Origin of the sequence: Campylobacter sp. RM16192 (assembly GCF_004803855.2) — a bacterium.
GTDB lineage: Bacteria > Campylobacterota > Campylobacteria > Campylobacterales > Campylobacteraceae > Campylobacter_A.
In genome coordinates this window covers 845,649-866,941 of the sequence record NZ_CP012552.1, presented here as the reverse complement: position 1 = coordinate 866,941, position 21,293 = coordinate 845,649, and the positions used below count along the sequence as shown (strand labels likewise).

Genomic DNA, 21,293 nt, shown 5'->3' with positions numbered 1-21,293 from the left:
TTACTCCTTATGTTTTATCTATTTTGCTGCCATTTTTCCTATTTTTTATATATTACGCGAGCATTCCGCCTGTTGCTCCGGTACCATCTTCAAAACCTCCCCAGCTTCCGCTACTTGAGTCGTAATCTCTCTCACTTCCGCTACTTGAGTCATCATTTGTATATTCTTCATATTGTTTTGCCAACTCTTCCACTAGCGTTTTGTCTTCTTTACTTAATTCAATACTTATGTTTGACGACCTTAAATCATCTCCAATTTGTCCTACATAAATTCCAGAACTATTCCTAAAACCAGCAATTTCTCCAGTTGCGAAATAATCATCTTTACTGATAATAAGATACTCTCCATCAAGCATCCCAAACACACTTTTTATGCCATCCAAAAACCCAAGTGGAGCCTCATATATTCCCTGCCCCAACTCATTATAAGCCACAAGCTCACCACCAAATCCAAAACTAATATCAACCCCCATCGCTAATTCAAAGATTTCATTAATTAAACTACTAACCATGTCAACAGCAAAAACCCCACCGAAGCCTCCACTAACACCAACTGTTTTTAACACACTACTTGTGGCACTATCTATTGCCAACCCTTTAAACGCTCCATATACTGCTTCTGCTACGTTTGCACCCTCAAACCGACCATTAACAATGCCGTCATACGCCATTCCGCCAATTATTGCACCAACTGGCCCAAACATATGGCGTCCAACCTCTTCAAAAACGTTTTCTAAAATTCCATCTGCCACCAATTCTCTATGAAATGCTCTTAGCCCCTCAACACTGCCGCCTATATTGCCACTTAGTAAAATATTTTGTGTTTGTTCGCCTGCACCATGTTGAATATTTTTTTTGATATTCGAGATTTTCTCTACCTCTTTTATGAAAAACTGCAAAATATTGTATTTTTGTTTTTGTATGAGCATAATCTGCATCGGCATTAAAACGAATTCACAAAAATCCTCGTTAAAATTTAACAGCCCAGCCGTAAGAGAGAACGACTGATCTATAAAAAAGCTTCTTAAATCGGGGGATGGCAAATTTATCGCGTTATAGGCGTATCCGTCAGCGTAATTGCCGTCAAATAACGCTCCAGCCATAAAATCATACACATCGCCTATCGGAGGGTTAGTTATGTTTAGAAATTTTTCAAGCCCTATGTAGCTCATTTTTTTGGCATATCAAAATCTGTTGGGGGCTGTAGACCTGGCAGATCGTTTCTGATAAGCCCCTGCAATATATTGAAAAAATATTCAATCATGCTCTTAGGGACATTGATACTGTGTGCGTGATTGTTTGTTACAAAATCTTGCATCATTGCGCCTACTTTTATCACTCTGTTATCGCTTACTTGTTTATCTATGGCTTGCTGCTGGCTTCCCGCTAGTGCTGTCTCTTTTTTTAGTTTTGCTATTTGTGCGCCTAAAAGCTCGTTCTGTTTTTCAAGCCCTTGTTTTTTGAGATCTTTGTGTTCTCTAAGCTCGTCATTTTTCAGTTTTATGCTTTCACCTTGTTCTTTTAAGGTATCAAGTTCGGTGTTAAATGCTAAATGTTTATGTGTCAATTCAATTCCAAGTTGCATTGCAGAAGTTGTAAAAGGAACCACTAAATTTGGCAACATGGCGCTCAGCATTTTCACCTTATATTCATTACTTACCGCAAGTTCGTTGATTTTTTGGTCTAAAAAATCAAGAGTGGCTTTATATGGAGTATCTTCCTCGACACTAAGCCTTAAAAGTTCTTTTGTAACCTCTTTATATTTTTCCTTAAAATCTTCCATACTTTTTCTCTCTTTCAAGTTTTGAGACCTTGATCTCTTGAATTTTTAATGAAGATTGCATATTCCCCACTGCGCTTTTTATACCGTTATTTTCAATCGTAAAAATCCTATTACTTAGACCAGATATTGAATTATTAATTGATTCCATATCTTTTTTTATAGCAAGGACGCTTTCTTTTATTTTGCTTATTTCTTGTTTTAATACATCTATTTGAGTTTGTTCTTCTTGTGTCATTTTTTACACACCATCGTTTATGATTTCTACTTCAAAGAGTTTGCCTTTTGTATGGGACATAAAGGCTTCAAGCGTATTCATGCTTTGATAAACTCCTTTTTCGTCGTATCTATTGCCTAAAAGAATACAGCCTTCAGTATCTCTTGGAAAATTACCGGCATGGACTAGGATATATCTTTTCTTTGGCACCACTTCGTTATATAAAAGTGGCAATGTTCGCTTAAATCTTGCGCTTTGATGCCAAGAGATGTGATACAGTCCTTGCGGAACTCTTCTATCTCTATTTGGCTCGGTAGTGTCTGCACCCTTTGGCTCAAGAGAGTATCCATCAAGCAAAATTTGCCCATCATTTTCTAACCTAAATTTACCAATCGTGCCATCAAAAATATTTTTAAATCTTCGTATTGTTAGTTTCATGTCTTTCCTTAAATTTCACTCTTTCTTTATGCTCGCCTTTTTTACCGACGTTAAAGCTTTCTACGGGACGGTGATAGCCCATTACACGAGTATAAACCACGCATTTAGTGCGTTTATTTTTTACTGCTTCTAAAAATTTATCTTTTGACATCGCTACTCCATCATCTTATAGTTTTCGTTCATATCAACTCTTGGAGGACGTGGGTATTCACTCTCATCATCTTCATGCTTTTTACGCCTATCAACAGTTGCACCATCAGCGCCTCCAACATAAGAATAATCTATATGATCAATATCTCCTGACAGTCTTCTATCTAAAAGCTTATTTATTTTGTGCTTAGTCCATTCAGCACCTCTCCAAGCGCAATATCCGCCTATGCCTAACGAAAATTCATCACTATTTGTTATTGGGTGAACTATGAGATAGACTATCAAACAGGTAAAAGCAGATGATGTAGAAGCGGCAATGCCTGAGAGATGAAACCTCCACCCTTTAACATTATTCATTGAAGAGTTTTTTTCATCCTTGCCTAAAAGTCCTCCTGCTATACCTATGATTGCGGCTTGCCAATAGACATGCAAATTACTAAAAAAGTTTTGTATCTCATTCATCCACACACTCCATTAGCAGCCTTTCTGCCTCTTGGTAATATTTTGCTATCTCTTTTGCACTATCTAGTCTATCTTGATCAAATTTAGGCTTCTCGGGTAGCTTAACCTCACACTTTACCGGCACATATACGTTTTGATATTCTGTGCGGGTAATGATTTCAGGCTTTGCGCTACAACCGCTTAGCAAGATCACACTTGTTAAAATGAGATAAAAGGTTATCTCTCTAGCTCTTGCCAGGATAAACTTCTTAACTCTGTAAATTAAATACGCTCTTCTTGGAGCTGTCTTTGTAGTTTTCATCTTCCTAGCTCCTTAAATAAATTTTCGTAGTAGACTAGCTTTGCTTCACATTTGCTATCTTTTGCAGGCACCTTGATAGTCCTATACTTTGTCTCTACCTCTTTTTTTATTTCAGGCTGAATGTTTTTAAGTCTTTCATTATCGATTGAAATTTGCTTTATCTCTGCGTTTTGCAAGTCGATTTTTGATTTGCAAGTTTGCAGATCTGCTTTTGAAATTTCGTGCTTTGTCTTTTCGCTTTTTATCTCTGCTTGCAACCTGGCTGTCTCTTTTATAAGGCTGTCTATTCTGCTGTCTTGTGTTTTAACTAAAATAAAAAGCCCGATTGCAACTCCTACTAATGCAGAGATGATTATTATCCACATCTTATTACCTGCTACAAATTTTAAAAGAGTTGATAAAAGATTCACTACTAGACCCCTCCATACCTAACCACATGATAAGCCCTACAACTAATGTAAAATATCCATGTCTTAATCTTAGAAACCCCAAGCTCTAGCATCATATCCTTAAGGCATGTATCAGCCCTAAGATATTCTTTAGGAGTTCTATTGCCCTCTGTCATAAAGTCATGCACTACAATAGCTGATAGGTATTCAGGTGAGTTTGGAGGGAATATACTCCAAAATATTCTAGGTATATTTGCTCCGTTTGTTTTATATCCTATGGGAATTTCTACTCCCCTATATGTATATGGTTCTACTAACTCAAACTTGTCTTTACCAACCGGCTTTAATATAGGTCGCTTTATCACTATTCAACCTTTGTTAAATCTACATCAATGGTATCTGGGAATTGGATGGCTTTTAGCGTGGTAATTGACGTTGCCTGCGAGATAGTATTTTCAATATTCCACTTGATGCCATGAATGAGAACCCCTGCGTATTCAATAGCTTTTTTGATAGAGTGAAGCTGCTCAATTGTTACCTCTTTGAAACTATCATCAAACATTCTAAACACTTTCTGAGGGTTTATCTCATAAGTGTTTATCAAAGCTTCTGCGTTGGCTATATAGTTATAGCCTCCGTCAATTACCCCAAAGCCCTTTAGATTAATCTTGCATCTATTAGTCTGCTCTTTAGCCCACTCTTTAAGCTCCTCTAGCTTAATGCTCTTAGCCATTTCAATATCAACATCGGCTATCTCTTCATTAATTATGTAAGCTTCTTCAGTCTCCTCAGTGGTTGTTTTAATGTATTGATACTTATCTTTAGGCTGTTCTGAAACTTTTATTTCCTGAATTGGAATAAGGTTAAACTCTTTTCTTTTTTTCTCTGTAAGATTATCTATAAAGAAAGTTCCATCATCTGTTATGATGTAGTTTTCCCAGATAGTCTCTTTTGTTTTTGTGTTGTAGTATTTCATTTTATATTTCCCTAATTGTAATATATTGTGATAAGCTTGAGCTTCTTATAGCCGTTTCAACCATGTCTCTCATTCCCTTTTTACAAGTTATTAAGCTTAATTTGTCACAAGAAGAAAAAGCACCTTTCTCAATAATGGTAACTAGTGGGATATTGACTTTTGCTAATCGTTTGCAACCAGAGAAAGCAAGCTCCTTTATTATATTGGCTTTTGGAAAAGATACAGTAGTTAAACTATCGCAACGTCCAAAAGATGCTCTTCCAACGAATATAACTTCCGGCAAAGTTATCGATGATAAAGCACTACAACCCCAAAATGCATTATCTTCAGCACTTCTTACTTTAGGAAGATAAACATCAACTAACCTAGAACAATTCTGAAAACAAGTCGCGCTTATAGTTTCAATGTTTGGTAACTTTACTTTTTCCAGTCTTTTACATGAACTAAAACTTGTTCCTCCAACTGAAGTTAATAAAGGAAAATCTATCTCTCTAATTGGGGAACCGTGGAAAGCACCGTATTCTACTGTTGTTAGTTTTGGGAATGATATTTCCGACAAAAAGTTACAATTGCTAAAGCAATTCTGACCGATGGAAGTTACTTCCGGGAATATAGCAGAAGTTAATGATTCGCATATATAAAATGTATTCTCCTTAAGTTCTTTCACTAGCGGAAACTTCACCTTGGTTAATTTACTGCATTGATGAAAAGCACCTCTGCCAATCTCTTTAACTTTGGGAAAATCGGCTTTGCTAATATTACTGGCATAAAAAGCATCTCCTGAAATACTTTTTATCCTTTTACCAAACATATTTTTATAAGAACTAGAATGAGCATATCTTCCGCCCGAGACAATATTTCCTCTCTCCAAAAGAGTTATAGCCCCGGAACTATCTTGATGGTATAATCCTTCTCCTTTATCTTGGGATAAAAACTCATAGTCTTTTAAGCCCGATGAAGTTTTTCTAAATGAACTTCCGTAAATCATTTTAAATTCCCCGCAAATTGTAGATAAACCTTATTATCAATAGGGCTTATAAAGTAACTAAATAAAGACTTCCCCTTAGTCTCAAAATCTTCCGGATTAAGCATCTTAAACTTAGCATCAAAGCCTGTAATAATGTTTTCTACAAAGATTAAACCGCTCTTACCGAGATTTCTTATTTGATTTTCATTAGAGCAAGTAAAAGTAATGTTGTCCTCGTTAAAGCTTTCTTTAGTGCAGATGAAATTGATACCTAGATCAAAGTCTATTTCATTGCTAGTTACGTTAGCTAGGTATTCTCCGTCAGTGTTTTTGTGATGGATATTTAGGTATGGTATAAGCTTACTAACCTGACTATAAAGACTTGCTTCCTCGCTTGGATAGCTAAAGCTCTTTATCTCGCTTGGGATTGTCTCTTTTGTTACAAAGTTAGCATCTGCTTTTTTTAGATAGTCCTCAGCAGGACTTCCGCCAAGTTTATTACTATCCTCTGCCGTTGCTGTTTTACCTAGATATACTTCATCGTGATTATGCGTGCTTGCAGCAAACTCGCTTGCGGCTCTGCCCTCAAGCAATGCACTATCTTTGGCTTGTTCGTCTTTGCCAAGCTTTGTATCGTCCGTGATCGTTATATCCTCTGTTCCGTCAAAGCTTACTTTGTTTATATTTCTAGGAGTGCTTAGCTTTGTAGCTTCAAGAACCGATTTTTCGTTATCCGCAGTATTAGATACGTTTGATATTTTTTGATTTATGCTTTGTATTGTTTGATCAAATTCTCTTTGTTTCTCGCTTAAAACCTCGGCTATCTTTTGGCTTGAATATGTTTGCGTACTTGAAGTGCTTGCGTCATTCACTACACCGCTATCAAGCACACTTTGAACATCCGTTTTTAGCTTTTCAAGCGATTTTAAAAGAGTATTTAGCCCCTCAAAATCGCTCTTAAATTTTGTGAAATCAACGTCAAAAAGCTTTTTATTTTTAGCTATTTCGTCCGCTTTTTGCAGTGTCTCGCTATGTTTTGTGTCTATTTGTGTGTATTTTTTGTTGAAGTCGCCTACCTTTTCTAAAAACTCGCTATTTTTTGTGCTAAAACTAGAAAAATCACTATCAAAACTACTCTTGTTTTGGTTGAATTCATCTATCTTTTGGGTTGTAGGCTCTATTTGCGATTCTAGCCTTTCTAATATAGGGTATTTCTCGTCAAAGTCCGCTTTTTTTGTGTCTATATCGCTTTTTGCTTCGTCTACGCTTTGTTTATTGTTAGCTACCTGCGCTGTATTTGTTTTTACATTATTTGCGCTTTGTAAAATCTCTGTTTTTATCTCTTGAAATTTTGTGTTAAATTCTAAAATTTCTTTACAAATTTGCGTAAATTCTTTATCAGCCATCTTGTTTTCCTATTATTTTATTTTTCATATACCTATCAAGTTCTCTTAAATCTTCTCTATCGGGGGTGATAAGCTTATTTTGATAATCAAAAAATAACTTTATAAACTTAGCATATGACAGATCTCTAGTCTTTGGTATGTTTGCCATGTAGTAGTCTAAATTTGAAATAAAGCCTTCGTCCCAAACATAATAGTTGTCTATAGCACTATTTATATCGTAAGGTTTTGCCCAGCCTTTTGCTCTCAAGGATGAGTCAAGATCATAACTTCGCTCGTCAAAATTATTTAACTCATAATTTATTAAAGCCTTGTTGTAGTCTTTAATATATTTTTTATATCTATTTGTATCTATACATCTTTTTAGTGCTATTCCGCAAAGCAAGGCTCTTATAAGCATTTGGTCAAAAAAATCTATCTCAAAATTATTATTATCTTCTAAATCCTTAAATTTCCTCACAAAATACTTATCGTCTATAAAATAATCCGCCTCAAAATGCTTAGTGTCTATCTCTATCTTTTCAAGTGGAGTCACGGCTATGTGTATCTCTCTTGCCACTTCGCTCGCAAGCTCGCTAAGCTCGCTAAAATCAGGGGGATTTATATCCCCTCTTGTATATAGCGTTAATTTATCTCTAAATTCGGCTAATTTCATTAACTAGCCTTTAAATTTTTTAACCAACAAAACGCAAAAGGAGTACATACTCTAAGCGTAAACTCACTGATAATCTCTTTTTTGATAGCATCATCTGTTGTTACTCTGTCTTTTGTATGCATAGCTCTCCAGTTCACCTTATATATGTCTTCAGGGCGGTAAACTATGATCTCGTTTTGCGCTAAGAACGGGTTTAGCAGTATTTTTATATTAGATCCGTAGCTTGTGTTTTTTATACTCTGCACGACGGTACCTAAGAAATTTGTATCCATAGTCGCTCTTGTTTTGCTGTCGAGCAAAGCATTGAGTCTGTCTGTCTGCTTATCTGCAAGCATCAGAATTTTATACGGCGCTCCGTTTAAGTAACCTATTTTTAAAATTTCTAATATATGCTTCCACTCAAGTTCGGCTCCGCCTGCGTCTATACTGTTTGCAGAAGTTGCAAAGCTTTTTAGCCCTCCGCACTTTCCGGCAGATAAAGATCCCGGCGTATTTACTCTAGCCTTCGCTGCTTGATCGCTTAACAATATTTTTTCTAGCGTCTTTTTATGGATATTGCTAGTTGCCTCAAGCTGCTTTGCAAGACTAGGGCTACCGTCTACATTTGTTCCCACGTCCTCACTTCCGGTTACTCCGTAAGCGTTTTTGACTATCTGAAAGTGATTTGACAAACTTCCGCCGCTAACTTTTTTTATCTCTGCCATCGCTCCGCCCTCTACGTGAGCGTTGTCAAGCTCACCGTCAGGAATTTGATCATAAAACCACTTGTGACCCAAAGCTACGTTTGAACTTCTATCACTTGGTGCAGCTGTTGATATAGTTGCCAAAAACGGCGTTTCAGCCCAGCCTATCTTCTTTATCGTATTTTCAAGCATTACGCCTTTTTTACCAAAAGCCTCTTCAGTGCTTACTAGCCCTGCTCTAATTGCTACTCCCATCTGTCTATCCTTTTTTAACTAAATTTCGCATACAAGGAGAGTGTGTCTTCGTAGCTCGCCTCTCCACTATTTATCTTGGATATAAGCTCATCCTGGCTTATTCCACCGTTTATCCCTCTACTCACGTCAAACTCATCATCAGTCTCTACGCTTTTGCCTTTAAAATGATTTAGGTATATATTCTCGATGCCTATCTCGTTAAAATACATCTGCGCGACTCCCGGGTCCTTTTCGTCCATGTCAAGAATCTTTTGGGTAATCTTTTCCATATTAAAGTCCGGGTATTTCTTTTTAAAATTAGACTCTAGATCCCTCAGCGCCTCTTGTTGTTGCATCCTCTTAAGCGCCGTATATTCATCCTGGCTTAGCCTTATGCCTTTGTCTTCAGTAGTTTTTACAGGCTCTTTCGGTGCTTTTTCCTCCGCTTTTTTTGGAGTGGTTTCACTCTGCGCAGGAGCAGCTTCTGCCTCTTGAGTATCTTCCGACTCTGCCGCATCTATTCCGTCCAACTCTTGATCATAAATATCAGGCATCTTTACTCCTTGTCCTTCTCGTTATTTTCTAAAAACTCGTCTTTAGCGCCTATAGCTGGTTTTTCGTCTTTAGCGCTATTGTCCGCTTTATCGCTCTTTTTAGCTTTGGCTTTTTTTAGTTCTTCTTCAAGCTCGGCTATTTTGTTTTTGGCCTTTGTAAGCTCATCTTTTAAATTCTCCTGGCTTCTGCTAGCCTCTTCTATCTCGACTGCTGTCTTTTCATCTTTTGGCATCGCCTCCCACTCCTCTTCTGTGATTATCATTATGGAGGTTGGCCCACCGTCAATCTCCCTAACCACCACATCGCCGATATTGCCTCCGCTGACTCTTCCCTCCTCTTTGCCCTTTTTATAAAGAGAAAGTCCGTTTGTTTCCATGGCAACGATAGTCCCCAAAAACAAAAACATAGCCTTATGTCGCATCTTTTTACTCCTTTTAAAATTTTTATAGTTATTTTATGTATGAGCGTCCTAATTTTTTTATACTTTTCGAGCACTCACACCCCTCCGTTCATTAGCGCCATCATCTCCATCTCTTCTTCGCTTGGTGGCACTTCCTCTTGTGGCGCGCCCGCCTCCGCCATAGCTTGCTCGCTGGCAACAGCCATCATCTCTTGCATGGCTATATCTATCTCTTCTATTGGTGCATTTTCACCAAGGATTAACGTTAAAATTTGTTTCAAAATTTGAGAAGTTATTGCAGGAGCATTCATTCTGTTTTGCGCAAGCACACCAAGAAGCCCGTTAAGTTGATTTATTTTTACTTCATTTGCTATCGTAGTGCCAAAATTTACACTCACATCAAAATCAAGTTTTAGTTTCTTGCGCTCGTTTAGAGTTCCGATTTTTGAGATTATCTCTACATCTTCGGTTAGTTTTATAAACTCTTCATCACTTACATATCTATATAAAAGCTCCACAAAGTGCTGAGCATAGCTTTGAAGCATTGTTTCAAGCAGGGTTTGTAGCATTGATTCTATTCTCATCGAGCTTGCGGCATTAACTGTTTGAAGCGCGCCCATAGCTCTTCTATCGCTTGGGCTGGTTTGCCCTGTCATCACGCTATTGACACCTGTTGCTATCTCATACTCTTTACTTAGCATCGCTATCTCTTCACTAAGTTGATATGTGCCGGGAACAGGCATTGGCATTATCACATCGCTTATTCTAACTCCAGTCCCAAGCTGCGTTCTCACGACTTTTTTTCTCTGCACCAGATCGCTTACTGCGATACTTCCGTCTCCGCTTGTATTAACGGCTACTGGCGGATCTATTTGATTTTCTGTTATGTCTATCTTTTGATTTCTTTTGATGTTGTATTCTTCTTGGATTTCAGCGGCAATTTCAGGCACGCATGAACCGTATACGGCGTTTTCGTTTTCACGCTCATCAAGCGCAATGCTTGGCATCGCCTCTATGCAGTATCCGAAGTGAAAAGGTAGTCTCGAGAACGTAGCCTCTCTTACAAGAACGCCATTCGCATAGCTTTTTAAATTCCACCTTACTTCGCCGTTTTCATAGCTTTTTTCATAAAGATCTTCCATCTTTACTCTGTCGCTAGCCCTTGAATTGTAAGCGAATATCAAGTCTTTGTCTTTTTGCTTGTAAAATTTGCTGCTTAACTTTTGCCTTACTTCCCTAACCGACTGATTCCACCTGTAAGCCACGTATTCTATGTCATTTATATCGCTTGCTCTTTTATCAAATGCCAAATCAGTTATTGGTATAAACCTGGTTCTTATGTCATTCATCTGCTTGTCAAAAAACAGACTCACAATCCCAAGCGGCAGATACAAAGACGACAGCACCGCCTTAGATAGCCCTATCTTGTGTTCTTTTTTCGCCCATCTGTTTTTAAGCGCAACTGTAAGAGCGTTTTGAAGTATCAGATCGCTTTCATTTCTTAGTCCGATTCTGGTTATCTCTATCGGGCAACGATCCGACATAAACGAGGTTTTAAATATTGCGTGGATGATAAATACGGTAGTTTTTACAAGCGGTATATATAGTTTTGAGCGTGAACGATCGCCTGCCTTTAGTTTAGTAGTGCGGCCTTTTTTATCCTCTTTATATTTGGCCTTAAATATCCTTTCACACTTTAAAAATCTATTCTTTTGCTCTTCAAGATTATCAAACGCTTCTTTTATAAGCTCAAGATCATAACTCATCTAAACTGCTCCAATGTTTTTAGAGTAGTTTAAAAGTGATTTTCCTAAATTTTATATATTTTATTGATTTATTTTCTAAAAAGCTGTATTATTATATGTATTATGATATGGTAAAGGAAAAACAATGACACAGGTTAAAAAGATTACCGTTACGCTTCCTGAAGGCTTAGTTCTAGGGCTTAACGACTTTTCTAAAGAGCTTGGCAGATCAAAAAGTGGGCTTATTAAAGAGGCTATCGAATACTACTTTGATATTTTGGATTTGAAGATAGCTGAACACAGAGCCTCGACAAAAGGTAAAACATACACGCTAGATGAAGTCAAGGCGTTGATAAATGAATAAATGGTCACTAGAGTTTGAAGAAAGAGCAGTAAAAGAGCTTAAAAATTTAGACAAGCCTATTGCAAATTTTATTCTCGCAGCACTTGAGGAATTCATAATAAATTTTAGCCACGACTATGAAAAGGAACTCATAAAAACAGGCAAGATAAAACATCTTAAAGGCAGTCTGTCAGGTCTTTATAGACTTCGCCTTAGAAGTTTTAGAATAGTTTATGAAAAACTAGAAGATAGACTTATTATCTATGTCTTATCAGCCGCAGATCGTAAAGATGTATATAAAAAACTAAACAAATAAATAAAAATTTTAGCTATATTTTAACGTTTTCTCCACTCCCACGGGGCGATAGGCTCTTTATCAGCCCACAGTCCAAATTTCTTTGACACTGCGTATTCTTGGAGCTTTACGTAGTCTTTTGAGTATTTTACAAACGCCCAAGCATAGCCGTTTGATACCATTTGAGCGTTTATGTCTTGTCCGCTACGATAAACTATCCCTAAAACACGTTTATATTTATCTTTGCCTTTTTCTTTGACTTCTACATTTTTGCCGGCTATCATCTCAGCTAAAAATTTTCTTGACTTCTCACCATACGCCTGCTTTCTCTCCGGCGCATCTATGCCAAAAAGTCTTACTTTTATTTGTTGTTTCTGTGAGTTTAATATAGTAATAGTATCGCCGTCAGCTACTTTGATAACTTTACCAGAAAAGGCGAAGAGAGGCAAAAGGGATAACATAAATATAAAAAAATATTTATTTATTGAATATTTTTTTCTTGATTTTTTCAAAGCAGCCTTTAATTTTATTTTTAAAATTTAAAAACCCCCAATGGCCTTCTGCATACTCCATAAATGGTATTTCCGCATCATATATTTTTTCAATAAGTATTTTATAATCACTCGCAAAAGCCTCTTCCCCTATGATTTCATATTTAAAATCATTTAAAGATAATATAAATTTTTTAAGCTCATTCTCTATGTTGTTAATCCTTATAATACTTAGATAGCACAGGTTCTCTACATTAGAGTTTAGTTCTGTATAATTAATATTAACTCTGTTTATAGCTTTTGAAAAACATTCTTTTAAAACAGATAAACATTCTTTTCTTTCATTTTCCGCCTTTAGCAACCTATCTTTAGACAATAAGTATAAAAAATTGATAGATGTAAAAAAAATTGCAATTACAGATAATATAAAAGAAGATCCATTAGACATTTTAAGCAACCGGTTTCGCGAACAGTTTAAATTTTTCTTCTAGTTTTTTGTTGTCCGTACTAAATAGCTTTACTCTTCTAAAAAACTCATTCTCACCATATTTTTCATATAAAGGCGAAAAAGCTTCTGACAAAAAAGATGGGTTAAACGATGTCTTTATGCCAGTCCCGTCTATTTCTATTACATCATACTCATCTAAAAGTTTTTTCAAAACACTTTCCCTAAACTCTTCACCAGATTTGTCCCCTAAGATTATATATCTAGGGCCAGGTGCATCTGTAAAATTTTTCACAAAATTATATATTATTTTTTCTTTCATTTTTTTACACTCCTACACTTACACCTCTTATAGACCACCTAACAAAGGTTCCTTGCATTTTGGATTTTAGCCTTATTATTGTATCGTTTTTTGTTGAATATAAAAATTCATCTGTAGCAACTTCTAGTGACGCATCCCTATTGCTGCTATTTTTTATCGTGTCTATAAAATTTTTAAAAGCTATCATGCCAAAGCCTCTGTTTTTGTTTTTATCTTTATATTTTGATAAATTTGACTTACATAGGGTTCTAAGAGTGTTTGCTTTCCCAATGCGCCTTGATAACCGATGGAAAGCTTTTGAAAATTTATTTTTTTCACTTTCTAGAGATTTAAATATACCAATCCCCGTATCATAGAATATAAATTCTAGCTCTTTTTCGTCTTTATTATACGCCCCCATAAACCAAATCTTTTTATCTCCATCAAAATCAATAAAAGCATGCTCTTTTGAGTTTGCCATAGCCTCAAAAATTGCATCATATAAACCATCTCTATAGTCATAAAGCATTTTGTCTTTGCTTGTAAAAAATTCAATAATATCATGATGAAAAATATTGTTTATACTACTTCCATCCCTATAATCAATTTTTAAATATTCAAGATCGCATTTATTTCCAAAGCACTTAGGGTTTATACACAATGCATCCCAATACCCTATAGCGTAAAGACGTTCGTTTATTGGGTCTTTAGGGGCTATTTTTTTATTTTTTATTAGCTTTTCCCCTTTAAAAATGCTATTAATACCAACTGTCATCAATAAGATAGATGTATTATCTATAGTTAACATATTTCTATGATCTATGGATATTGTATGGCTGTGGCGTTTTTTTGCATAATCTCTTAGCTCCCCAAGCTTAGAAGTTAACATTTTAAAGTCATCAGGGAAAGTCATTTTTTCAGGTATGGTTATTTTGTATGGAATTTTCTTTTTATAAAAAAAATTCTCTTTTGGCATTATAAAATGTTCTCGCCTGTCCTTTATTTTGTTTCTTTTAAAAAATTTTCTAATCTTTCTTTTTGCATTCGAGATATTCTTTGTTGAAGAAAATTTGCTAAATTTTATTATAACCCTCATTGTCCCATACTACCCTTTTTATAAACCATCCTTTATCTGTTTTATTAGCTCTTTTTCGTTTGTCATATTTTTTTACCTTAAAAATATTTATTTCTCAAAAGTCGCCGTTATAGTTTTCTGCAAATAAAATTTTTAAATTCCCCAATATAACCTTTGTAGCCATATAGGTAGTCTCCCACTCCCCTTTGTCTATTTTTCTTTTTGCCGCAGCCTCCAAAGCCTCTTTGTGTTTAGGTGAATATGCGGATAGCTCTAAATTGTACTCTTGTATCATTTTTTTATATTCGCTGTCTGCAAGATAATAAAAATCATCTCTTTTCATTAAGCTTGTGCTGTCAGCCATATATTGTGTATATTTTGAAGTAGGTTTTATCTGTTTTGCTTCATAAGAGTTTAAAACAGATTTAAAAAATTCAATCTGCAACAACAAATTTGTATAGACGCCATTCTTCATAATTGCTAAAAGCTTTTTCTTGTCCTTTTGTTTATTTGCAAATTCCCAAAAATCACTATATTTTTCTTTTGTCAGTACTTCTCCTTGAGCCACGCCTATAACCAAATTTTGGAATTCTTGTGGCGTAAGTTGTTTTGCCCAGACTAAGCTTGCCATCAAAAACAATAAAAACAAAACCTTTCTCATCTGCATCTCCTTATTTTTTTAGCTTTTTTGATTTAAAATTTATTTCGTTTTATCAAAAAAATAGTAGTAATAATAATTAGTAACCAAATCGCAAAAGTTATGTACCCGTACATAGTAAGTTTGCCAATTTTAAAAAACTCAAAAACTGCATACCAAATATTATGTAAAAACCAAATTTGTGGAGCGCCGTTTAAAACCACAACTGCCAATATGGATATCAATATCGAATCATAAATTTGGTATAACCCAATTCCCGCAGCCAATCCGCCGATTAAATTCAATATAAACATAAGCATTTTCAAAAAACCTCTCAAAACACCTTCATATTGATAGAAAAATTTCGCACTCTTTCCTACCACCTTTTACTCTTCTATCTTCCGTTATTTTGGGTATTGTTGTCGCCTATTTGATTATTTCCGCCGATTATTATCGTCGATCCGCCACCACCGCCGTCTCTTTTGTTTTTATCGTTGCGCCCTCTTCTTTTCTTTTTAAAATAGTCTATTAGCGCGCACAAAGCGAACAGCCCCAAAAACAGCGCAGTTACTCTATATCCTCCCATACTAGGATCTGGGTGATTATTCAAAAGCTTCACAAAGCTCACCAGCGAATCAAGCAAAAAGGTAACTAACGATCCCATCATGTTACCAAAGCCTTCAAAAACATATTTAAGTATCTGATCCAGCACAGCTAACCTCTCTTATTTTTTTAGCATATCTCTTATTTTGTCAAATTTTGCTACAACTTAGTCTTATCTGCTTTTTTGTGTTTTATTTGCCAAGACCTTAACCCAAAGCTCTATGCAGTCCCTTTTGTCTTTTTGTTTAAATTTAGCCTCTACAATCTCCTCATACTCGACATCCAAAAACTCAAGATACTCCTCAGCCATTATCAAAGCATCAAAGCTGCATACATTACAAAGCCTATCCTGTCTAACAAAGACATACTCCTTTACTTCATAGCAATCCACCTTCACATCTTTGTCATTGATGCTTATTGCAAACTCTCTTTTTTCTTCCATCTCTATAACATTTCAAACTTCTCTTTTTCGTCTTTAAGTGTTGCTATGAAATTTTTTAGTAGCGCCTTGCTACCGTATTCGTCAAACAGCTTCACAAACTCATCCCACTCTTTGCCTCTGTTGGTTTCGTAGCCGTAATTGTTTTGAGTATTTGAGCTTCCCATCTGGTTATTTCCGCCGTTTATGATATTTATGCCGCTTTCAAGATACTCAGGCGTTACCTCAAGCCTGTTAGCTATCTCAAATAGCTTACCTTTAGGGATCTTTTTTCTATCTTTCCAAGTTCCTATTGTTGCATATGGGATATCTAAAATTTCAGACATCTGTTTATCCGTCTTTATCCCTAAAACAGCCCTTATCCTTGCAAAAATAGCTTCTAAACTTTCCATTTTTTACCGCCTTTTTAGATAAAATGAGTAATTTACTATTGACAATTTATCCAAATGAGGTTATAATTACCTCAAAATATTTAAAGTTATCGTTAAATATTTTTACATTATACCAAAATAACACTAAAGGGATTTAAGATGCAAAACAAAAAAGTCCGTTTTAAAATTTCCATATCAAGATTTCTCGTAGACGATCTTGAAGGGTTTGTAGACACCATAAAAAGAGTTGAAACGACATTTGCAGATCTTTTAGACAGATACCCGACCTCTTGGATAGGCATAACGCCTATGATTACAAATCGAACCAGCGAGGTATCGGAAAACGGCATCATCACTAGGATAAACTATTCCGACGTTTTAAAAAAGGCTCCATCTCCTCTGCCTAGATATAACCTAAGCTTTCAAATAGAGCTTAAAGACGTTTTAATCCCTGCCGGAGAAGAGATTTCTTTCTTTAATTATCTTGAGACGCTCATCTCTTCTTTATCAGACAAAAGATATATAAAAGCGACGATAGAGCCTTCTTTGTATTTGAACCAAGATAAAGATACCCCCGGCAGACTAAAAATCATTAGAAGAAACTACCCTAGTAGATTTTTTATGCCACAAGAAGAGTATGAAAAGGTAGTTAAATCCAAAATAAATTCTATCGATTTTTGCGACTATACTGATTATTCATCTGAATATAAAGACGAGAAATAAAAATGAACATCGTATATCCCGTCACTCCAAACGACCTAAGCACCCCGGGCAAAAGGCTTGATATGGCTAGGATGGCGCTTGGACTTCCAAAGGTTGAGTTGGCGGTGAGAATTTTCCGCAGCTCTATGTTTATCTATAACCAAGTTATAAAAGGCAAAGTCCTCTTCCCTCTTGAGTGGGCGTATATGCTTAAAGACTACTACGGCATCAACATGGACTGGCTCTACTACGGCAAAGGCGAAATTTATATTAAAAATTTAGGAGATGAAAATGCCTGATTTTCAAAAGCAAAAGAGCGATATAAAGCTATTTTTGCAAGCGGATATAAGTGCGAATGAGCTTGAAATTTTAAAGCTTCAAGCTCAGATAGCTAAGTGTGAGGCTCGAGTAGCAAAAGCTAAAGAGCTTCTGGAAGTAGTTGAGTCTAAAAAGAGCTTGCAAGAGGTTAAAGATCTCCTTACAAACATCTTTAGACAAAGAAAATACTCGGCTGAGAGCTTAGAGAGGTCTCTTTCTAGCTTCATTTATGAGGTCGTGGGCGAGATCGGCAAGGGGGACTAGTTCGGCCTCTCTGCCGTCCTGCTCAAAAAACTTGCCGAAAAACATGCTGACATCGGCGTTATATTTCAGCATGAGTTCTAAAATTTTTAAGTCGTTTGACACTTTGAGCTCTTCAAGAAGTTTTTCTAAGAGCTCAGTTTGTTTTTGACTATCGTTCATTGTTTTGGCTCCTTTTGGGTTAGTGTTTTGAGGACTCCATTCTATCCCAAAGGAGCTTAAAGAGTGAATTTTAAAGGAGGGCAATATGCCTGATTTCATATTTTACGGGTGGCGCTTTAATCGGTGGCATCGCATTTTATCTTTTTTCAGGGGATTAAGATGAGCCGCGAATTTATCTCGCTTAACGCCGTAGAAACCTACTTTGAGACCACCAAAAAGGACATACAAAACTTATCTTATTTGGATAAGAAAAACGGCAGGCAAGATAGATTTATCTTTAAAGACGGGCTTTTGTACGTTCATAGCAACTACAAATGCCCTCATTTTGAAGAGATTTCAGAGCTTTATTATAAAGCCCTTGAGTGTGGCGCTAGTGAGAAAGACATTGCCCGTTTTGTAGCCAAAAGAGTCGGCAAAAGCGAGCATTGCGTCTATCACTATTTTAGGAATTTTAAGTTTAAAAATCCTGATTTTGCACGCATTGTCGGCAAACTTTTAAAAATTTACATCAAGCAAAGCAGCCTATTTGCGGATGAAATTTTAGCAGAGAGTAAAAATGGATAATATATTTCAGACTATAAAACAAACCGTATCAAAAGAGCAGTTTAAAGATTTTGTTACCTCTATTTACGGCATGGAGTTTAGAGGCACAAATGCTTTTTGCCCTTTTCACGATCATAACCGGTCTACTCCAAGCCTTGGTATTACCTCAAACGGAGACGGAGCCTTTTTTAAATGTTTTGCATGCAATACAAGCGGTGATATAGTTAAATTTATAGAGCTCAAAGAGCAGCTTAGCCCAACACAGGCGGCTAAAAAGGTATGTGATTTTTTCAATATCCCAAACAACATCAACGTAAAAGCCATGAGTGAAGAAGAGCGTGCCGCTTATGAAGCGCACCAAAAGCTTATGCGCGAAGAAAACGAAGCAAGATTGGCTAAAGAGGCGGCAGAGAAAGAAAAGCGCGTTAAAAATTTAAAATTCCGCCTTGCAAAGACAGCACCGGAGCTTTTACTAGCAAGGAAAAATAACTACGATCTGTTAAAAGATAAGATTGAGGACCTTTTCCCTGCATATTTTTCGCAGACTTTTGAGGCCTATTCAAAAGAGCTTTTAGGTTACGACATGGAGCAAAAAAGCTTTGTCGTCATCATAAGAGACGAAAAAGGCGAGCCTGTAAATTTTAAATATAGACAAAAATTCAGATGGGACAAAGAGGCTAAAACCCTTACAAGCGAGAGGATGCCCGGCAAGTGGATAGGCGAAGCTGACGCAAGCGCATATCCGTTTCCTATATCCTACTTTAAAGCGCATACCGACGATAGAGTTATCATCTGCGAAGGTGAAAAAGATGCGCTAAATTTGCTAAGTTTTGATGTAAACGTGCTTACTCTAGGTGGGGTTACGGCAAGTTTTGAACCTCACAAAGAGCTTTTAAGGGACAAACATGTCTATATATGGTTTGATCATGACGAGGCAGGATATAAAAACGCTATTAAGAAATTTTATGAGCTAAAAGATATTGCAAAAAGCGTGCAGATAGTTTTGTTTTACGCCATAGCAAAAAACCTACCGCACAACTACGACATAAGCGATTTTATAGCCTCAAATATGCCAAGGCTTGCCACAAACCCTATATTTGATCTTATCGCTTTTAGCTGTTTTAAACCTACAAATGCGATACTGGATGAAATTTGCGAATACTATCCGGAGGCAAGAAAAGAATTTGAAGCGTTTAAACAAAAGAAAATCGTTAAGTATTTTGATGAAGTTACAAACGAATTTTTAGCGCGCGATGAAAACGGAAACTATATCAACATCTTCCCGGTTAAAGGCGAACTTGACGATGAATATATCGATAGTGTTTTAGATAACGCAAAAGCTCTTAAAAAATCCATAGGCAGCGAAAGATACGAATGCTTTAAAAATGAGTATCTTAAAAATTTCCTTGTAACCGAGGTAGAAGAAGAGAGGTTTGATCGTTTTGCAAAGGCGTTTGATGAAGCCTTTAAAATATCCTCAACTCTTCGCAAGAACTACCACCAAACGCATATTATAGATATGGTGGCTAGTTTTGAAAGCTCTCTTTATAAGCTAGGCTATCACTTGGCCCAATATCAAAACGAGCTTTATTTTTGGACGGGAACACACTACGCGAGGCTAAATTTGACTACGCTTAGCAACTTCTTGCAAAACGTTTGGATGAATATAGCCTACGTAGATACTAAAAAACGTAGCGTAAATAATTCAAAAGAGATTATTGAAAACCTTGTAAACAAAGCCTATGTGCTAGATCATATAAAAAGAGACGAGCAAAGACGTATCATAAATTTATTAAACGGCACGATTTTTATAAGCAAAAACGGGCATATCACCTTTAAAACGCACCACGACATAAAAGACGGAGCACTAAACATACTTGAATTTAAATATGACAAAGACGCCAAGTGTCCTAAGTGGGATAAATTTTTAAAAGATGTTATGAGCGATGAAGACGACATCAAGACGCTAATGGAATTTATCGGTTATTGCTTTTTGCCAAGTCACGATTTTGAAAGCTTTTTGTTTTTATACGGTAAAAGCGGTGCCAACGGCAAGAGTGTTATACTTGATACTATTCGCAACTTCTTCGGAGAAGACAACGTGTCAAGTCTCCAGCTGCAACAATTTGAAGGACACCAGCTATATGGGCTTGCCAATAAGCTTATAAATATAGGTAGCGAGATCGATAAAAACGGAACCGACAAGGGGCAGATGGCCAACCTTAAAGCCCTAGTCTCTACAAAAGACTCCATCATGATCAACCCGAAAAACGAAAAACCGTTTAACCTAATGCCAAACGAAAAACCAAAGCTAGCCTTTGCCGGCAACGAAAAACCGCGCCAAGGCATAGACAACGGCGTATTTAGACGTATGGTTTTGATTAGTTTTGATAAAGAGGTAAAAGATAGCCAAAAGATAAGAGGTCTATCTGAGCGCTTTAACGACGAGATGGCGGGCATTTTTAACCTTGCTCTTAGCGGTCTTAAACGCCTTATCACTCAGGGCAAATTTACACGCTCTAAACGCATGTTGGCAGAGCTTGAAGAGTATAAAGATGAAGTAAATCCTATACGCGCTTTTGTTAGAGATGCGATTGTTGCAGATGAAAACTATATGGTGCCAAACAAGTATCTATATGGAGTTTATAAAAGCTTCATAGAGGAAAAAGGCGGCACACCGCTTAAAGAGAAAAACTTCTTTAGAGCTTTGCGCGATGAGTGTCTGATTAATAACATTGTCATAAGTGGCGGACAAAAGCGGCTGCAAAAGTGCTATGTCGGGCTTACGAACGATAGACCGTATTGCACTTTCGGTATTAAGCTTAATTCAAATTTAGACTTTGACACCGTGAATTTTGGCGGTCAAGCGGTTATGATTGAAAGCATGAGTATATACCAAGCAAACGGAGCAAAAGCAGATGTTTAGGCTTGCTGTCTTGCGATTGTCTTATGA

Annotated in this window: 34 protein-coding genes; 7 read left to right on the top strand and 27 right to left on the bottom strand. The window is 36.5% G+C overall.

From position 1 onward, the window contains the following. Window positions 1–52 precede the first annotated feature (52 nt). From CDOMC_RS04545 to CDOMC_RS04465, 17 genes are all read right to left on the bottom strand, one after another. Entirely contained in the window at window positions 53–1,171 is a 1,119-nt protein-coding gene (locus CDOMC_RS04545; protein WP_172128314.1) for a hypothetical protein, read from the bottom strand. After that, the gene (locus CDOMC_RS04540; protein ID WP_172128312.1) at window positions 1,168–1,782 is read right to left on the bottom strand and encodes a hypothetical protein; all 615 of its coding nucleotides are present in this window, start codon (window positions 1,780–1,782) and stop codon (window positions 1,168–1,170) included. Before CDOMC_RS04540 ends, CDOMC_RS04545 begins: the two co-directional genes overlap by 4 nt. Further along, window positions 1,769–2,017: a hypothetical protein gene (locus CDOMC_RS04535; protein ID WP_172128310.1), complete on the bottom strand. Its 249-nt coding sequence runs from the start codon at window positions 2,015–2,017 to the stop codon at window positions 1,769–1,771. The genes CDOMC_RS04540 and CDOMC_RS04535 overlap by 14 nt, the downstream gene beginning before the upstream one ends. Window positions 2,018–2,020: 3 nt before the next feature. Next, the gene (locus CDOMC_RS04530; protein ID WP_172128308.1) at window positions 2,021–2,434 is read right to left on the bottom strand and encodes a DUF5675 family protein; all 414 of its coding nucleotides are present in this window, start codon (window positions 2,432–2,434) and stop codon (window positions 2,021–2,023) included. Then, on the bottom strand, window positions 2,409–2,585 hold the full coding sequence (nrdD, locus tag CDOMC_RS04525) for an anaerobic ribonucleoside-triphosphate reductase (protein ID WP_172128306.1): 177 nt from the start codon (window positions 2,583–2,585) through the stop codon (window positions 2,409–2,411). Before nrdD ends, CDOMC_RS04530 begins: the two co-directional genes overlap by 26 nt. A 2-nt stretch (window positions 2,586–2,587) precedes the next feature. Continuing rightward, on the bottom strand, window positions 2,588–3,046 hold the full coding sequence (locus tag CDOMC_RS04520; protein WP_172128304.1) for a hypothetical protein: 459 nt from the start codon (window positions 3,044–3,046) through the stop codon (window positions 2,588–2,590). After that, complete coding sequence (locus tag CDOMC_RS04515) at window positions 3,039–3,347, bottom strand: hypothetical protein (protein WP_236861353.1); 309 nt, start codon at window positions 3,345–3,347, stop codon at window positions 3,039–3,041. Before CDOMC_RS04515 ends, CDOMC_RS04520 begins: the two co-directional genes overlap by 8 nt. Next, window positions 3,344–3,757 carry a hypothetical protein gene (locus tag CDOMC_RS04510; RefSeq protein WP_172128302.1) on the bottom strand — a complete coding sequence of 138 codons (414 nt, stop codon included), beginning with the start codon at window positions 3,755–3,757 and terminating at the stop codon, window positions 3,344–3,346. Before CDOMC_RS04510 ends, CDOMC_RS04515 begins: the two co-directional genes overlap by 4 nt. A 2-nt stretch (window positions 3,758–3,759) precedes the next feature. Next, window positions 3,760–4,101: a DUF1353 domain-containing protein gene (locus CDOMC_RS04505; protein ID WP_236861352.1), complete on the bottom strand. Its 342-nt coding sequence runs from the start codon at window positions 4,099–4,101 to the stop codon at window positions 3,760–3,762. Further along, entirely contained in the window at window positions 4,101–4,712 is a 612-nt protein-coding gene (locus tag CDOMC_RS04500) for a hypothetical protein (RefSeq protein WP_172128300.1), read from the bottom strand. The genes CDOMC_RS04505 and CDOMC_RS04500 overlap by 1 nt, the downstream gene beginning before the upstream one ends. Window position 4,713: 1 nt before the next feature. After that, window positions 4,714–5,700 (bottom strand): leucine-rich repeat domain-containing protein, encoded by a 987-nt coding sequence (locus tag CDOMC_RS04495; protein WP_172128298.1) that lies wholly within the window; start codon window positions 5,698–5,700, stop codon window positions 4,714–4,716. Beyond that, window positions 5,697–7,085, bottom strand: coding sequence for a hypothetical protein (locus CDOMC_RS04490; protein WP_185768479.1), 1,389 nt, complete (start codon window positions 7,083–7,085; stop codon window positions 5,697–5,699). Before CDOMC_RS04490 ends, CDOMC_RS04495 begins: the two co-directional genes overlap by 4 nt. After that, window positions 7,078–7,737, bottom strand: a complete 660-nt coding sequence (locus CDOMC_RS04485) for a hypothetical protein (RefSeq protein WP_172128296.1) — start codon at window positions 7,735–7,737, stop codon at window positions 7,078–7,080. The genes CDOMC_RS04490 and CDOMC_RS04485 overlap by 8 nt, the downstream gene beginning before the upstream one ends. Beyond that, window positions 7,737–8,675, bottom strand: a complete 939-nt coding sequence (locus tag CDOMC_RS04480; RefSeq protein WP_172128294.1) for an SU10 major capsid protein — start codon at window positions 8,673–8,675, stop codon at window positions 7,737–7,739. The genes CDOMC_RS04485 and CDOMC_RS04480 overlap by 1 nt, the downstream gene beginning before the upstream one ends. Window positions 8,676–8,689: 14 nt before the next feature. Beyond that, window positions 8,690–9,208 carry a hypothetical protein gene (locus CDOMC_RS04475; protein WP_172128292.1) on the bottom strand — a complete coding sequence of 173 codons (519 nt, stop codon included), beginning with the start codon at window positions 9,206–9,208 and terminating at the stop codon, window positions 8,690–8,692. Between the two features lie 2 nt (window positions 9,209–9,210). Then, window positions 9,211–9,630 carry a hypothetical protein gene (locus tag CDOMC_RS04470; protein WP_172128290.1) on the bottom strand — a complete coding sequence of 140 codons (420 nt, stop codon included), beginning with the start codon at window positions 9,628–9,630 and terminating at the stop codon, window positions 9,211–9,213. 74 nt (window positions 9,631–9,704) lie between these two features. After that, entirely contained in the window at window positions 9,705–11,375 is a 1,671-nt protein-coding gene (locus tag CDOMC_RS04465; RefSeq protein WP_172128288.1) for a portal protein, read from the bottom strand. Between the two features lie 124 nt (window positions 11,376–11,499). Here CDOMC_RS04465 and CDOMC_RS04460 point away from each other — a divergent pair, with 124 nt between their 5' ends. Together CDOMC_RS04460 and CDOMC_RS04455 are read left to right on the top strand one after the other, a co-directional pair. Then, window positions 11,500–11,718, top strand: a complete 219-nt coding sequence (locus CDOMC_RS04460) for a hypothetical protein (protein ID WP_172128286.1) — start codon at window positions 11,500–11,502, stop codon at window positions 11,716–11,718. After that, window positions 11,711–12,013 carry a type II toxin-antitoxin system RelE family toxin gene (locus CDOMC_RS04455; protein ID WP_172128284.1) on the top strand — a complete coding sequence of 101 codons (303 nt, stop codon included), beginning with the start codon at window positions 11,711–11,713 and terminating at the stop codon, window positions 12,011–12,013. Before CDOMC_RS04460 ends, CDOMC_RS04455 begins: the two co-directional genes overlap by 8 nt. A gap of 20 nt (window positions 12,014–12,033) precedes the next feature. On the opposite strand, the gene CDOMC_RS04450 is transcribed toward CDOMC_RS04455, so the two are convergent. The 9 genes from CDOMC_RS04450 to CDOMC_RS04410 form a co-directional block, all read right to left on the bottom strand. Further along, on the bottom strand, window positions 12,034–12,453 hold the full coding sequence (locus CDOMC_RS04450; RefSeq protein WP_172129645.1) for a thermonuclease family protein: 420 nt from the start codon (window positions 12,451–12,453) through the stop codon (window positions 12,034–12,036). Between the two features lie 16 nt (window positions 12,454–12,469). Next, window positions 12,470–12,859: a hypothetical protein gene (locus tag CDOMC_RS04445; RefSeq protein WP_185768478.1), complete on the bottom strand. Its 390-nt coding sequence runs from the start codon at window positions 12,857–12,859 to the stop codon at window positions 12,470–12,472. 73 nt (window positions 12,860–12,932) lie between these two features. Further along, the gene (locus CDOMC_RS04440; protein WP_172128280.1) at window positions 12,933–13,250 is read right to left on the bottom strand and encodes an STAS-like domain-containing protein; all 318 of its coding nucleotides are present in this window, start codon (window positions 13,248–13,250) and stop codon (window positions 12,933–12,935) included. A gap of 4 nt (window positions 13,251–13,254) precedes the next feature. After that, window positions 13,255–14,325, bottom strand: coding sequence for a hypothetical protein (locus CDOMC_RS04435; protein WP_172128278.1), 1,071 nt, complete (start codon window positions 14,323–14,325; stop codon window positions 13,255–13,257). Between the two features lie 94 nt (window positions 14,326–14,419). Further along, on the bottom strand, window positions 14,420–14,965 hold the full coding sequence (locus CDOMC_RS04430; RefSeq protein ID WP_172128276.1) for a hypothetical protein: 546 nt from the start codon (window positions 14,963–14,965) through the stop codon (window positions 14,420–14,422). A gap of 32 nt (window positions 14,966–14,997) precedes the next feature. After that, on the bottom strand, window positions 14,998–15,324 hold the full coding sequence (locus CDOMC_RS04425; RefSeq protein ID WP_172128274.1) for a hypothetical protein: 327 nt from the start codon (window positions 15,322–15,324) through the stop codon (window positions 14,998–15,000). An 11-nt stretch (window positions 15,325–15,335) separates the two neighbouring features. After that, window positions 15,336–15,653, bottom strand: coding sequence for a hypothetical protein (locus CDOMC_RS04420; protein WP_172128272.1), 318 nt, complete (start codon window positions 15,651–15,653; stop codon window positions 15,336–15,338). Between the two features lie 63 nt (window positions 15,654–15,716). Continuing rightward, window positions 15,717–15,986 carry a hypothetical protein gene (locus CDOMC_RS04415; protein ID WP_172128270.1) on the bottom strand — a complete coding sequence of 90 codons (270 nt, stop codon included), beginning with the start codon at window positions 15,984–15,986 and terminating at the stop codon, window positions 15,717–15,719. A 2-nt stretch (window positions 15,987–15,988) separates the two neighbouring features. Continuing rightward, the gene (locus tag CDOMC_RS04410; RefSeq protein ID WP_172128268.1) at window positions 15,989–16,375 is read right to left on the bottom strand and encodes a helix-turn-helix domain-containing protein; all 387 of its coding nucleotides are present in this window, start codon (window positions 16,373–16,375) and stop codon (window positions 15,989–15,991) included. Between the two features lie 138 nt (window positions 16,376–16,513). On the opposite strand from CDOMC_RS04410, the gene CDOMC_RS04405 reads away from it, so the two are divergent. The 3 genes from CDOMC_RS04405 to CDOMC_RS04395 are packed head-to-tail and all read left to right on the top strand — an operon-like array spanning window position 16,514 to window position 17,638. Next, complete coding sequence (locus CDOMC_RS04405) at window positions 16,514–17,077, top strand: hypothetical protein (RefSeq protein WP_172128266.1); 564 nt, start codon at window positions 16,514–16,516, stop codon at window positions 17,075–17,077. Window positions 17,078–17,079: 2 nt separating this feature from the next. Then, entirely contained in the window at window positions 17,080–17,355 is a 276-nt protein-coding gene (locus CDOMC_RS04400; RefSeq protein WP_172128264.1) for a hypothetical protein, read from the top strand. Next, window positions 17,348–17,638 carry a hypothetical protein gene (locus CDOMC_RS04395; RefSeq protein WP_172128262.1) on the top strand — a complete coding sequence of 97 codons (291 nt, stop codon included), beginning with the start codon at window positions 17,348–17,350 and terminating at the stop codon, window positions 17,636–17,638. The genes CDOMC_RS04400 and CDOMC_RS04395 overlap by 8 nt, the downstream gene beginning before the upstream one ends. Here the strand turns inward: CDOMC_RS04395 and CDOMC_RS04390 are convergent. Beyond that, complete coding sequence (locus tag CDOMC_RS04390) at window positions 17,576–17,797, bottom strand: hypothetical protein (protein WP_172128260.1); 222 nt, start codon at window positions 17,795–17,797, stop codon at window positions 17,576–17,578. The two genes, CDOMC_RS04395 and CDOMC_RS04390, sit on opposite strands and share 63 nt — an antisense overlap. A gap of 159 nt (window positions 17,798–17,956) precedes the next feature. On the opposite strand from CDOMC_RS04390, the gene CDOMC_RS04385 reads away from it, so the two are divergent. Beyond that, entirely contained in the window at window positions 17,957–18,361 is a 405-nt protein-coding gene (locus tag CDOMC_RS04385; protein WP_172128258.1) for a hypothetical protein, read from the top strand. Beyond that, the gene (locus CDOMC_RS04380) at window positions 18,354–21,266 is read left to right on the top strand and encodes a phage/plasmid primase, P4 family (RefSeq protein ID WP_172128256.1); all 2,913 of its coding nucleotides are present in this window, start codon (window positions 18,354–18,356) and stop codon (window positions 21,264–21,266) included. Before CDOMC_RS04385 ends, CDOMC_RS04380 begins: the two co-directional genes overlap by 8 nt. The last annotated feature ends 27 nt before the right edge of the window (window positions 21,267–21,293 follow it).